A 12810-nucleotide genomic window follows, 5' to 3' on the forward strand; every position below is an offset into this window, starting at 1 on the left:
CTCCTCCCTTTCAGGCTTAAGCGATGCCCCAGGCGCGTAACAGATAAACCCCGAACGCCGTGGCAAAAAACGAGCCTACCGTGGTCATGGCGATAATATTGGCCGCCAGCGTAGCGTTCCCCCCCATGGCCCGCGTCATGGCATAGCTGCCCGCCGCCGTCGGGGTTGAGGCAAAAAGAAAGATGATCCCCAACTGCACGCCGCGAAAGCCTACCAGCCAGCCGCCGAGCGTCAGCAAGCCTGGCACTACCACCAGTTTGGCAACGGTGGAGAGCGCCGCGACGTTACTGGTGCGCAACATGGTTTTGAGATCCAGACTCGCCCCGGCACACAGCAACGCCAATGGCAATGCCAGTCCAGAGATCTGCTGACCCGTTTGCCGCACCACGTCGGGCAGCGCCAAGCCAGACTGAGAGTAGCCCACCCCCAGTAATAGCCCAATAATCAGCGGATTGGTCGCGATGCTGGTCAACAGCGCTTTTTTACTGACGCTGCCGCCATCCTGCCCTCGCCGTAAACTGCGCGTTAAGGTGATAACCGATAGCACATTGAACAAGATAACGGTGATGGTCAGGTAGAGCGAGCCTATTGCAATCCCCTGCTCGCCATAAGCGCGCACCGCAAACGCCAGCCCCATGATGCCAGTGTTGGATCGAAATCCGCCCTGCACGAAAATACCGCGCTCACGGGGATCTTTCACCAGATAAACAGCCGCATACTCTAGCAATAAAAACGTGGTTACCGTGCCCACGGCACCATACAGGATCATCGGGAGATGCGTGGCGATAGACTGTTGGCTGGTCGCCACGCTGAAAAACAGCAGGAAGGGCAGCGCCAGATTAAACACCAGCTTCATTGCCGAATCGCAAAAGGTGTCATCCAACTGCCCCAAACGGCGCAACCCCATGCCAATCAACAGGATTAACAGGTTGGGCATGGTGACATTAAAGGCAAAACTCCAGGTTTCCCAAGACATAGCGTACGCTTTCACACAGGGTTGACGGTCATTACTGATTCACAGGCCATAATAAAAATGGGGCGAATCATCGATTCCGCCCCATTCTGGTTACTTGCCTTTCTTGATGTGCTGCATCAAGCGCTTACGCTTACGCAACTGATTGGGCGTGAGGGTATTGCGCTTCTCGGCAAAGGGGTTTTCCCCCTCTTTAAACTGAATGCGAATCGGCGTGCCCATCACGTTCAGCGAACGGCGGTAGTAGTTCATCAGGTAGCGTTTGTAGGAATCCGGCAGGTCTTTGACCTGATTACCGTGGATCACCACAATCGGCGGGTTGTAGCCCCCGGCGTGAGCGTATTTCAGCTTCACGCGACGGCCCTGAACCAGCGGCGGCTGGTGATCGTCAACGGCCATCTGCATGATGCGCGTCAACAGCGAGGTGTTCACACGCTTGGTCGCACAGGTATAGGCTTCATGCACTGACTCGAACAAGTTACCGACGCCGCTGCCATGCAGCGCAGAAATAAAATGCACGCGCGCGAAATCGATAAACCCGAGGCGCAAGTCGAGCATGTCCTTCACCTGATCTTTGATCTCTTGCGACAGCCCATCCCATTTGTTCACTGCGATAACCAGCGAACGCCCGGCATTAAGAATAAAGCCCAACAGCGAGAGATCCTGATCGGAAATACCGTCGCGCGCATCGATAACCAGCAGCACCACGTTGGCATCTTCAATCGCTTGCAGCGTTTTGATCACCGAGAATTTTTCGACGGTTTCCGTGACTTTGCCACGTTTACGCACGCCCGCGGTATCGATCAGCACGTACTCGCGGCCATCGCGCTCCATCGGAATGTAAATGCTGTCACGGGTGGTGCCCGGCATGTCATACACCACCACACGATCTTCACCCAGAATACGGTTGGTCAGGGTGGATTTGCCCACATTGGGGCGACCGACAATAGCCAGTTTGATGGGCATACTTTCCGGATCGAAGTTATCTTCGGCATCCTCTGGCTCATCGGTATTTTCGCCGAGCTGCTCCGTCCAATAGGCGGCGTTAGCCTCTTCTTCGGTCAGTTCAACCGGTTCATCTTCCTGCTTGGCGTAAGGCAACAACACGTTTTCCAGCAACGAGGTGACGCCGCGCCCGTGGGAAGCCGCCATGGGATAGACTTCACCCAGCCCCAGCGAATAGAAATCCGCCATCGCGATATCCGCATCCACACCATCAATCTTGTTGGCGACCAGGAAAGTGGATTTCTCGCGGCTGCGCAAATGCTGTGCGATGCCCAGATCGGCAGGCATCAGCCCGGCGCGCGCATCCACCATAAACAGCACGATATCCGCTTCTTCGATGGCGAGCAGCGACTGCCCCGCCATCCGGGTTTCCACGCCTTCTTCCGAACCGTCGATACCGCCGGTATCAATGATAATGAACTCCTGCCCTTCCACTTCAGCACGGCCGTATTTACGGTCACGCGTCAGCCCAGGAAAATCCGCCACCAGGGCGTCACGGGTACGCGTCAGGCGGTTAAACAGGGTAGATTTTCCCACATTCGGGCGCCCAACGAGCGCGACGACAGGTATCATTTCACAACCTCATTAATTATATTTCAATATGTTACAGCAAATCGACTCGCTGACATTTAAAAGACGAAACGGCCCCTGATGCGTTCAGGAGCCGTTTCAAGGCTCACACCGCCTGCGCGGTGCAGCCCAGATACATTCTGTTTTCTAGCGGGTAAACGCGTATACGTCGCCGTTCTTAGCCTGAATCAACAGCTTATCGCTGGCCACCACCGGGTCGCTCAGGAAACCGGCGCTGTCCACTTTATGCTGCGCCACGAAACGGCCATCCGCAGTATTGATCCAGTGCAGATAACCTTCGGAGTCACCCACTACCAGATAGCCATTATACAACGCCGGACCGGTCAGGTTACGGTGCAGCAGATCGCTTTGTCGCCACAGATTCACGCCGCCGTTGGTGCTGAGTGCTACCACGCGATCGTTTTGATCCACGACGTAGATGCGATCGCCATCAATGACAAAATCCTGCACGCTGCCCAGCTCGCGTTTCCACACGATCTGGCCGGAGCGCAGATCGAGCGCCGTCATGTTGCCGTTATAGCCGAGTGCATACACCAGTTCACCGGCCACAACCGGCGTCGTATCCACATCGTTCAGGCGATCGATTTCGGTCGCGCCGCTCGGTTGAGAAATACGCTGCTGCCAAATCAGTTGCCCTTGGTTGATCAGCACGGCGTTCACACGACCGTTGTCACCGCCGACAATGGCAGCACCAAACGCCGTTACAGGCGCAGATTCACCACGCAGAGAAAGCGTCGGGATATCCAGGTTTACGGTCCACTTGATGGCACCGTCGATTTCATTCAGCGCTTGCAGCATACCGTTGCTGGTGTGCACCAGCACTACGCCATCACTCACCACCGGGCGTGATAACACTTCACCCGCTGCCGTGGCTTGCCATGCGAGGGTACCGTCTGCCGCATTAAGTGCAAACACCTCTGCACGCTCGCTGCCGACATACACACGATCGCCAGAGACCGTCACGCCGCCGGAAAGCAGCGCGGATTCACGCGACGAGAGCAGCCCACGTTTGGTCGACAGATCGGCGCGCCACAGCTCTTTGCCGTTTGCCAAATCCATCGCCTTCACCAGACCTTTGCGATCGGCGGCAAAAACGCGATCGCCCTGCCAGGCTGGACGCAAATTGGAGTAGTGCCCTTCCAGGCCGCTCCCCACAGAACTGCTCCAAACTTTGGTTGGCGTAAACTGATTCTCAACCTTGGGCAGCGGCGACATGGTCACCACGTCTTCTTCGCCGCTGAACAGCGAACATCCGCTCAAAAAAGCCAGAGAAAGCATCCCAACCACAAGTGTTTTACGCAATTGCATGACGTTCCTCTTAGCCCGGCAGATTATTTAATTTCATACGCAGCAACGCCTGCAATGCCTGTGGCGGATTCGCCGCCACCCCTTTATCGTAAGCCGCACGCGCAGCCGCGTTATCGCCTTTGCTCACCAACGCATCGCCGCGCACGTCTGCCACCATGGCAGCCCATCCCGCCTGTTTGATGGTATCCAGCGTTTTCAATGCGTCATCGGCCTTACCCTGCTGCACCTGAACGCGCGCCAAACGCAGCGCGGTCAATGCTTGCAGATCGACATCTTTGGTTTGCGTCAACGCCGTGCGCAATTGGGTTTCCGCCTGAGCGAACTCCCCTTTGTCGGCGTGATAGCGTGCCAGTTGCAAGGAAGACAACACGCCGTAGCTGTTTTTATTCTCAACCGCGAATTTTTCCGCCGCCGAAACGCCCGGTGCATCACCTTTCGCCAACGCCTCACTGGCCTGCTGGTAAGCCAACGAAGAAGACATGGCACCTTCAGACTGATGATTCTGCCAGTAACGCCACCCGACCAGGGCACCGATACCCAGCACAATCCCCACCACCAGCGCTTTACCGTTTTCAATTAAAAAGCGGCGCAACGCATCAACTTGCTCATTCTCAGTGGTATAGACTTCCACGGTGTCTCTCTCCTCAATCCAGTAACGTTGCCAGACGCGCGGCAACGTCCGCCTGCGCCAATGTATCCTGCTCGCCGCTGCTCAGATTTTTCACCACCACCTGACCGGAAGCCACTTCGTTCTCGCCCAGCACCAGCGCGATACGAGCACCCCATTTATCCGCGCGAGCAAACTGTTTCTTGAAATTACCGCCGCCGTAGTTGGTCATCAATTTCAGCTCAGGCAGTGCATCACGCAGCGTTTCAGCCAGTTGCATGGCCGCTGACTGTGTGCCGACGCCGGAGGAAATCAGATACGCATCCACGCCGGGTAGTGCGGCGAAATCCGGATTAACCGACTGCACCAACAGCACTAAACGCTCAAGCCCCATGGCAAAACCGACAGCAGGCGTGGCATGTCCGCCGAGTTGCTCCACCATGCCGTCATAGCGGCCGCCCGCACACACGGTGCCCTGCGAACCCAGACTGGTGGTAACCCACTCGAACACGGTGCGATTGTAATAATCCAGGCCGCGCACCAAACGCGGATTCACCGTAAATGGGATACCCGCTTGCGTTAAAAGTTCACCCAATTGTTCAAAGTGTTGGCGAGATTCATCATCCAGATAATCCGTCAGCACCGGCGCATCATTGAGAAGCGCCTGTACCTGTGCATTTTTGGAATCCAGTACGCGCAGTGGGTTGGTGTACATGCGACGCAAGCAATCTTCATCCAACTGATCTTTGTGTTGCTCCAGAAACGCGATCAACGCGTCACGGTAACGCGCCCGCGCCTCCAGCGAACCGATGGAGTTCAGTTCCAACGCAACGTGTTCGGCAATGCCGAGCTCACGCCACCAGCGCGCGCTGAGCAGAATCAGCTCGGCATCAATATCCGGCCCTTGCAGACCAAACACTTCGCAACCTAACTGATGGAATTGACGGTAGCGCCCTTTTTGTGGACGCTCGTGACGAAACATCGGCCCCATGTACCATAACCGCTGTTCCTGATTATAGAGGATGCCGTGCTCAATACCGGCACGCACGCAGCCTGCGGTCCCTTCCGGGCGCAGTGAGAGGCTATCGCCGTTACGGTCGTCAAAGGTGTACATCTCTTTTTCGACCACGTCGGTCACTTCGCCAATCGCCCGTTTAAACAACGGCGTCTGTTCAACGATGGGCAGCCGAATTTCACTGTAACCGTAACTGCGGAGTACTTTTTTCAGGCTATCTTCAATACGCTGCCATAGGGCCGTTTCGGCAGGCAGATAATCATTCATGCCGCGTATGGCTTGGATATTTTTTGCCACGTCAGTTCTCTATGCGTTGTAAATGTTCCATGGAACCCGATTATAGGGGGTTCAAGGCGCTCTGTTCAATGTTAAAGCCAGCGCCGGATTTAACGACCACTGGCGATGCGAGAGCAGATTACTTGTCCACCACGTTGACCGTGATGCGTTTATTTTCATCCAACATCGCCGCTTTGGCGCGAATTTTCGCTTCCAGTTGGTCAATCATGTCGTCGTTGTCAAAGCGCTCTCTCTGGCGCACGCCATCTTCATAAAAGCCGCTTTTCTTGCTACCGCCGGTCACGCCCAGCGTTGAGACCAGCGCTTCGCCCGGCCCGTTGACCACGCAACCGATAATGGAAACGTCCATCGGCGTGATGATATCTTCCAGACGCTGTTCCAGCGCGTTGACCGTGCCGATAACATCGAATTCCTGACGAGAGCAGGTCGGACAGGCGATGAAATTGATACCACGCGCGCGAATACGCAGCGATTTGAGGATATCAAAACCGACTTTGACTTCTTCAATCGGATCGGCCGCCAGTGAAATGCGCAGGGTGTCGCCAATGCCTTCCGACAGCAACAGCCCCAGACCGATGGCCGATTTGACCGCGCCGCTGCGTGCGCCGCCTGCTTCCGTAATCCCCAGATGCAGCGGCTGATCGATACGCGCCGCCAGCAAGCGATAAGATTGCACTGCCAGAAACACATCCGACGCTTTCACACTCACCTTGAACTGATCGAAGTTGAGGCGATCGAGGATGTCCACATGACGCATCGCGGATTCCAACAGCGCTTCCGGTGTAGGCTCGCCGTATTTCTCCTGAATGTCTTTCTCCAGAGAACCGCCGTTTACCCCGATGCGAATCGGAATGTTTTTATCGCGCGCACAATCGACCACGGCGCGAATACGCTCTTCGTTGCCGATATTGCCGGGGTTGATACGCAGACAGTCCACGCCGTACTCCGCCACTTTCAGCGCAATACGGTAGTCAAAATGGATATCGGCCACCAGCGGAACGTTAACCTGCTGTTTGATCAGTTTAAACGCTTCCGCCGCGTCCATGGTGGGCACGGAGACGCGAACAATATCCACGCCAACGCGTTCAAGAGACTTGATCTGTTTTACCGTGGCGTCCACATCGGTGGTTCGGGTGTTAGTCATCGACTGCACAGCAATCGGTGCGCCGTCACCAACAGGCACCTTGCCGACGTAAATGCGCGTTGATTTGCGACGGACGATGGGTGCTGGGTTATGCATTACTTCTTCTCCACATTTACAGCATCACCGGCACCGGAAATTACTCCGCCGCCAGCGTCAGACGAGCAATCTGGTTGCTTCTTACAAACCGGGTCAAATCCACCGGTTTACCTTGATACTGGATATGTACTGCCGCCGGTGCGCCGATCTTCAAGCGATAAGGCGCCTGACCGCTCAGGTTTAACACACTGCCGCTGCGCTGTACGCCGCTGTAGAGTTTTTTGCCAGCCGCATCTATCACTTCCAGCCAGCAGTCGCCGCTAAAGGTCATGGCAATGGTGTTGCCATTGTCACTGGCAGGCGTTGCGTTCGGTGCAGCAACGGGCTCGGTAGCGGTAGCCGTAGACGAGGGCGTGGTAACCGGAGCAACAGACTGATGCCCATTACCGGCCTGCGCTGGTACACCCGTGGTCGTTGCTGTATTTGCAGCAGGCGTATTCACCGACGCCGAATTCGCGGGGGTGTTTGCCCCTTCCGGCGCGGCTGGCGCCATCTGCGTCAGATCGATGGTTTGTGAACCGGTAGTGGCAAGCGGAACGGCCGTTTGCCCCTCAGCCTCATCCGGTGAATTAGCCGCAGCGTGATCGACCATAGAGCTGATCTCTTGCTGCTGCACCTGATAATTCTGCCACCACCACGCGCCGGTTAACCCGAGCACGATAAGCACGACCAGCCAGGTAAAGGTCATCAACCAGCCGTCGCGTTTTTTGCGGCTTTTTCCCAAGGCAAAGCCTTGCATTGAAGCCACGTTGGCGATTCTCGGCACCACGTGTTTATCCAATGCTGGCAGCAGTTCGCTTTCCGGCAAATGCACCAGCTTGGCGTAAGAGCGGATATAACCGCGCAAAAAGGTAGGTGCTAAATCGGGAGAGGTGCTGCCCTCTTCGATCTCTCGCACGGTGGTCACTTTGAGGCATAAACGTTCAGCGACAGTTTGCTGTGTCAATCCCATATGCTCACGCGCCTGACGCAGACGCTCGCCAGGAGTGGCAGGGGTGGTATTTTCTAGAGTGGCTTCAGTATTCATTCGCTAAGAACTGCTGGTACTGTTTAGAGTGTGGAAAACTTCGCGCCAGCCTGTCGCCATGATAGTTACGCTCATCATCACGGCCCGCCAACGCGGCGAAACGAATCTCTAACCATAGACTCTCAGCGCTGGCTGGAAGGCTATGGTGATAAATATCCAAAAGGTGCCTGGCTTCGTTAAATTGTTGGGCAGTCAGTCGATGCCCCACTTCACTGAGCACCCTGTCGCCTTTTGTCGGGTCATAGTGTAGCGCCCGAACTAAAAATGTGCGTGCCTCATCACATTTTCCCGCTTTGAAATGGCAGTATCCCGCGTTTTCCAAAGCCTGCGCAACTTCCCGATAATCAGGATGTTGCGCCGCAGCGCTGAACTGTTTCTGCGCCGCTACATACTGCCCTAAACTACAGAGAAACGCACCGTAATTATTCATTACGCTGGCATTTTCCGGTGCCTGACGCAATGCGGTTTGATAGCGCCGTTCCGCCGCGCCGTATTCACCGATACGCTGTTCGTACAACGCCATGCCCAGTTGGGTACGATAATCGTCCGGAGCGGCCTCGACAGCACTCGACAAGTTACGCCGCGCCGCATCAAGGTCATCGCGTTTCAGGTATGCCATTCCCAGTTGCAACCGCGTGGTGACAAATGCGTCAGTCGCCGACGGGCGCTGCACCTTGGCACACCCACTCAACAGTGGCAGTACAATGCCGAGCGCGAATAAAACACCACGCGGTACATACTGCTGACGTGGTACATACGCTTGCTGAATACGAGGTGTCATCCTGACCCTCCGCTGATAAACGGATTCCCTGTCCGCACGCTGAATCCCGCGTTGCCGTTATTGCGGCAAGTACCCTCGCGCATTCAGCCAATACGCGCTAACCCTTGCGGACGCCATCATATGCCGATGAACGGCGTTTGGCACCCTGATTCGATGTCAAATGCCATTTCACCAAGCACATTAAGACATTAGACCGCTTTAACCTGAATTGGTTCACCTGCACGTTTGGTGCGCAGCGTCCGCTTGGTGCGATCGACCACTTCGCCCGCCAATTGACCGCACGCTGCATCAATATCGTCACCGCGCGTCTTACGCACGATGGTGGTGAAACCATACTCCATCAGCACCTTGGAGAAACGGTCTACGCGGCTGTTGGAACTGCGACCATAGGGTGCGCCCGGGAACGGGTTCCAGGGAATCAGGTTGATCTTGCAGGGGGTATCTTTTAAACACTCGGCAAGCTGATGCGCATGTTCGGTGCCATCATTGATGTGATCCAGCAGCACGTATTCCACCGTAACGCGCCCCTGATTGGCATTGGATTTCTCCAGATAGCGACGCACAGCGGCTAAAAAGGTGGCGATGTCGTACTTTTTGTTGATCGGCATGATTTCATCACGGATATCATCCGTCGGCGCGTGCAGCGATATCGCCAAAGCGACATCGATCATATCACCCAATTTATCCAGAGCGGGCACCACGCCAGAGGTAGAAAGCGTCACGCGGCGCTTGGACAGACCAAAACCGAAATCATCCAGCATGATCTCCATGGCGGGCACCACGTTGTTCAGGTTGAGCAACGGCTCACCCATGCCCATCATCACGACGTTAGTGATCGGGCGCTGGCCGGTGACTTTCTGGGCACCGATAATTTTCGCAGCACGCCACACCTGACCAATGATTTCCGACACGCGCAGGTTACGGTTAAACCCCTGCTGCGCGGTAGAGCAAAACTTGCATTCAAGGGCGCACCCCACCTGCGAGGAGACGCAGAGCGTGGCGCGATCCTCTTCCGGGATGTACACGGTTTCGACCCGTTGCCCACCGACCAGAATCGCCCATTTGATGGTGCCGTCCGAAGAGCGTTGTTCAGCCACCACCTCCGGTGCACGGATTTCGGCTATCTGCTCAAGCTTCTGACGCAGCACCTTGTTGATGTCCGTCATGTCAGCGAAATCATCGCTACAGTAGTGGTACATCCACTTCATCACCTGATCGGCACGGAATGGCTTCTCGCCAATCGAGGCAAAAAAGGCGCGCATTTGCTGACGGTTTAAATCCAACAGGTTGATCTTTTCACCGTCGGTTTTCACGACAGGTGCAGCATCAGCAGCAGTGGAGGAACAGGTGGTGGCAGACAGGGTGGTGCTTTCCGCCAAAGACGGGGACTGGGACATGCTCATAATGGTAACTCTGGCCTCGTTGTTACACGTTGTGGCGCGACAAATGACGATAATATGAATAGGAAACGCCCCGGACAAACAGTGCGTGCTCATCCGGGGCGCGGCATTGTACAAAGTTTAAAACAGCGATGCTACCGCCGTCGCGTTTTTTTACGTTTGGCGCAAGAAAAACCGCCGCAACGCATCAACGTAGACGCGGGCAGATCTCTTCGGCGCTGAAGAAATACGCAATTTCACGTGCTGCGGATTCCGGGGAATCAGAGCCATGTACCGCATTTTCGGTAAAACTGTCTGCGTAGTCAGCGCGCAGCGTACCTGCCAGCGCGTTCGCCGGATTAGTCGCCCCCATGATGTCACGGTTACGCTGAATGGCGTTTTCCCCTTCCAGCACCTGCACCATGATTGGGCCAGAGGTCATGAAATCTACCAGGCCATCAAAAAACGGCTTGCCTTGATGCTCGGCGTAGAACCCTTCCGCCTGTGCACGGGTGAGTTGCACCATTTTGGCGGCTACCAGCGTGAAGCCAGCGCTTTCAAAACGCGCGTAAATGGCACCGATGGCATTCTTGGCTACGGCATTGGGTTTTACGATGGAAAAGGTACGTTCTACCGTCATATTGACCTCATTATGTCACACGCTAATAACGACCGGATTAAAAGAATTATCATACCAGTCAGTGAAAGTGGCGCCGATTATAGGGTGGCTGCATTCCCTTGCCTATCGGCTTATATAACATTTTCTTAAAAAAATCGTATCTTTTTGTCTCGCCATTATGCACATCACCACACCGGAGGGTGCATACCGGTGTTACCGCAATCGCCGCGCGATCACACTTCCCAGAGTCATTTGTTACCTTTTGGGTAATTTGTTTTTAAAACAATAAGATAACTAGAACTCTTGCACGATTCACTGCTAGGCTTTACCCGTACGCTACTCCTTCTCAGGTGATACCTGACAGACGTTACCCTTAACAATAGCCACGAAGAGGGCAAAAAATGAAAAGAGCCGTCAATGCGTTGCAGAACTTCGGCAAATCGCTGTACGGTCCGGTGCTGATCCTGCCAATCGTCGGGTTGTTTATCGCGTTTGGTAATGTGTTCGGTAACGGCAACCTGGCCGAATACCTGCCTTTGCTGCACCACCCCATTATTCAGAGTTTTGGTCAACTGATCGCCAAATCCGCCGTTGCCATTCTGGCCAATCTGGCGCTGGTGTTTGCCGTTGGTATTCCCATCGGCCTTGCCACGCGTGATAAAGGCTATGCCGCGCTGATCGGGCTGGTGACCTTCATCATTTTTATCAACGCGATGAACATTACGCTGCAACTTCAGGGCAAACTGGTGCCCGCAGCGGAGATGCGTCCTGCCGGACAAGGCATGGTGCTGGGCGTGCAAGTGCTGGAAATGGGCGTGTTCGCCGGTATCCTCATCGGCGCGTTTGCCGGTTATCTGTTTAACCGTTATTCCAGCAAACAGTTTAACGGCGTGATGGCTATCTACTCTGGCCACTGTTTTGTCACCATTCTGGCGATCCCCAGCGCAATATTGCTCGGTTTTGTCATGAGCACCGTCTGGCCCTATGCCCAGCACGGCATTAGCGCACTGGCCTTTGCGATTAAAGGCGCAGGCCCGTTTGGGGTCGCTATTTACGGCTTCCTTGAGCGTATTCTGATCCCAACCGGGCTGCATCATCTGGTCTACACCCCATTCCTGTATACCGAACTGGGTGGAACCGCCGAGGTGTGCGGCAAGCTGTATCAGGGTGCACGCAACATTTATTTCGCTGAAATGGCCTGCCCCAGCGTCACACAGCTGAGCCCGACCGTCGCCTGGGACGCACGCGGTATCAGTAAAATGTTTGGCCTGACTGCGGCGGCACTGGCGATGTACGTCACGGCCAAGCCAGAAAAACGCATTGCCGCCAAGGCCATCCTGATTCCCGCCGCCTTTACCTCTTTCCTGCTCGGCGTCACCGAGCCGCTGGAGTTCTCCTTCCTGTTCGTCGCGCCGTTACTGTTTGTGGTGCACGCGGTGTTAACCGGATTGGGGATGATGCTGTTTTCAGTGCTTGGCGTACATGCCATTGGCGCTAACGGCGTGATCGATTTTCTGCTGTATAACCTGCCGCTGGGCATCGCCAAATCCAACTGGCCAATGTACATCGCGGTCGGTCTGACCATGTCGGTGATCTACTTCTTTGTGTTCCGCACCCTGATCCTGTACTTCGACATGCCGACACCGGGACGTGAAGCGGATGAAGACGAGACGCGGCTCTACTCCAAAACCGACTATCAGAGCAAAGCGCAGGAAAAAGGCAGTAACGTCCCCGACGGTGCCACCGTTATCGCCGGACTGGGCGGCAAACCCAATATTGAGGTGGTCGACAACTGCTACACCCGATTGCGGGTGACAGTGAAAGACACCGCGCTGGTTGACGACCAGCAGTTGAAAACCACCGGTGCCAAAGCCGTTATCCGCCAGGGCAACAATGTTCAGGTGGTGTATGGCCTGCATGTAAAAACCGTTCGTGAAGCCGTAGAAAATGCGCTTTAAAAGGAGACAG

11 protein-coding genes are annotated in these 12810 nt (G+C 55.2%); 1 reads left to right on the forward strand and 10 read right to left on the reverse strand.

The features are described from left to right. Nucleotides 1–16: 16 nt before the first annotated feature. From J5069_RS09795 to ndk, 10 genes are all read right to left on the reverse strand, one after another. Nucleotides 17–976, reverse strand: coding sequence for an AEC family transporter (locus J5069_RS09795; RefSeq protein WP_264643621.1), 960 nt, complete (start codon nt 974–976; stop codon nt 17–19). 90 nt (nt 977–1066) lie between these two features. After that, nucleotides 1067–2551 carry a ribosome biogenesis GTPase Der gene (gene der / locus J5069_RS09800; RefSeq protein WP_264643622.1) on the reverse strand — a complete coding sequence of 495 codons (1485 nt, stop codon included), beginning with the start codon at nt 2549–2551 and terminating at the stop codon, nt 1067–1069. 144 nt (nt 2552–2695) lie between these two features. After that, the gene (gene bamB / locus J5069_RS09805; RefSeq protein WP_264643623.1) at nt 2696–3877 is read right to left on the reverse strand and encodes an outer membrane protein assembly factor BamB; all 1182 of its coding nucleotides are present in this window, start codon (nt 3875–3877) and stop codon (nt 2696–2698) included. Nucleotides 3878–3887: 10 nt separating this feature from the next. Further along, on the reverse strand, nt 3888–4508 hold the full coding sequence (locus J5069_RS09810; RefSeq protein ID WP_264643624.1) for a YfgM family protein: 621 nt from the start codon (nt 4506–4508) through the stop codon (nt 3888–3890). Nucleotides 4509–4521: 13 nt separating this feature from the next. Further along, complete coding sequence (gene hisS / locus J5069_RS09815; protein ID WP_264643625.1) at nt 4522–5796, reverse strand: histidine--tRNA ligase; 1275 nt, start codon at nt 5794–5796, stop codon at nt 4522–4524. Nucleotides 5797–5914: 118 nt separating this feature from the next. Continuing rightward, a complete protein-coding gene (ispG, locus tag J5069_RS09820) occupies nt 5915–7036 on the reverse strand; it encodes a flavodoxin-dependent (E)-4-hydroxy-3-methylbut-2-enyl-diphosphate synthase (protein ID WP_264643626.1) in 1122 nt (373 codons plus the stop codon). Between the two features lie 40 nt (nt 7037–7076). After that, the gene (gene rodZ / locus J5069_RS09825) at nt 7077–8063 is read right to left on the reverse strand and encodes a cytoskeleton protein RodZ (protein ID WP_264643627.1); all 987 of its coding nucleotides are present in this window, start codon (nt 8061–8063) and stop codon (nt 7077–7079) included. Further along, nucleotides 8053–8844: a type IV pilus biogenesis/stability protein PilW gene (gene pilW / locus J5069_RS09830; RefSeq protein WP_264643628.1), complete on the reverse strand. Its 792-nt coding sequence runs from the start codon at nt 8842–8844 to the stop codon at nt 8053–8055. Before pilW ends, rodZ begins: the two co-directional genes overlap by 11 nt. Before the next feature lie 188 nt (nt 8845–9032). After that, a complete protein-coding gene (locus J5069_RS09835; protein ID WP_264643787.1) occupies nt 9033–10241 on the reverse strand; it encodes a bifunctional tRNA (adenosine(37)-C2)-methyltransferase TrmG/ribosomal RNA large subunit methyltransferase RlmN in 1209 nt (402 codons plus the stop codon). Between the two features lie 190 nt (nt 10242–10431). Continuing rightward, nucleotides 10432–10863: a nucleoside-diphosphate kinase gene (ndk, locus tag J5069_RS09840; RefSeq protein ID WP_264643629.1), complete on the reverse strand. Its 432-nt coding sequence runs from the start codon at nt 10861–10863 to the stop codon at nt 10432–10434. A gap of 380 nt (nt 10864–11243) precedes the next feature. Here ndk and J5069_RS09845 point away from each other — a divergent pair, with 380 nt between their 5' ends. Further along, nucleotides 11244–12800, forward strand: coding sequence for a PTS transporter subunit EIIC (locus J5069_RS09845; protein ID WP_264643630.1), 1557 nt, complete (start codon nt 11244–11246; stop codon nt 12798–12800). Nucleotides 12801–12810: the final 10 nt, after the last annotated feature.

This window comes from Candidatus Symbiopectobacterium sp. NZEC127, assembly GCF_025962675.1.
In the GTDB taxonomy this organism is placed as follows: Bacteria; Pseudomonadota; Gammaproteobacteria; order Enterobacterales; family Enterobacteriaceae; genus Symbiopectobacterium.

What these genes read in the sequence shown, in the direction of transcription:
- bamB (WP_264643623.1), bottom strand. Translation starts at nt 3,877, where the DNA reads ATGCAATTGCGTAAAACACTTGTGGTTGGGATGCTTTCTCTGGCTTTT.
- pilW (WP_264643628.1), bottom strand. Translation starts at nt 8,844, where the DNA reads ATGACACCTCGTATTCAGCAAGCGTATGTACCACGTCAGCAGTATGTA.
- ispG (WP_264643626.1), bottom strand. Translation starts at nt 7,036, where the DNA reads ATGCATAACCCAGCACCCATCGTCCGTCGCAAATCAACGCGCATTTAC.
- der (WP_264643622.1), bottom strand. Translation starts at nt 2,551, where the DNA reads ATGATACCTGTCGTCGCGCTCGTTGGGCGCCCGAATGTGGGAAAATCT.
- ndk (WP_264643629.1), bottom strand. Translation starts at nt 10,863, where the DNA reads ATGACGGTAGAACGTACCTTTTCCATCGTAAAACCCAATGCCGTAGCC.
- rodZ (WP_264643627.1), bottom strand. Translation starts at nt 8,063, where the DNA reads ATGAATACTGAAGCCACTCTAGAAAATACCACCCCTGCCACTCCTGGC.
- J5069_RS09835 (WP_264643787.1), bottom strand. Translation starts at nt 10,241, where the DNA reads ATGTCCCAGTCCCCGTCTTTGGCGGAAAGCACCACCCTGTCTGCCACC.
- J5069_RS09845 (WP_264643630.1), top strand. Translation starts at nt 11,244, where the DNA reads ATGAAAAGAGCCGTCAATGCGTTGCAGAACTTCGGCAAATCGCTGTAC.
- J5069_RS09795 (WP_264643621.1), bottom strand. Translation starts at nt 976, where the DNA reads ATGTCTTGGGAAACCTGGAGTTTTGCCTTTAATGTCACCATGCCCAAC.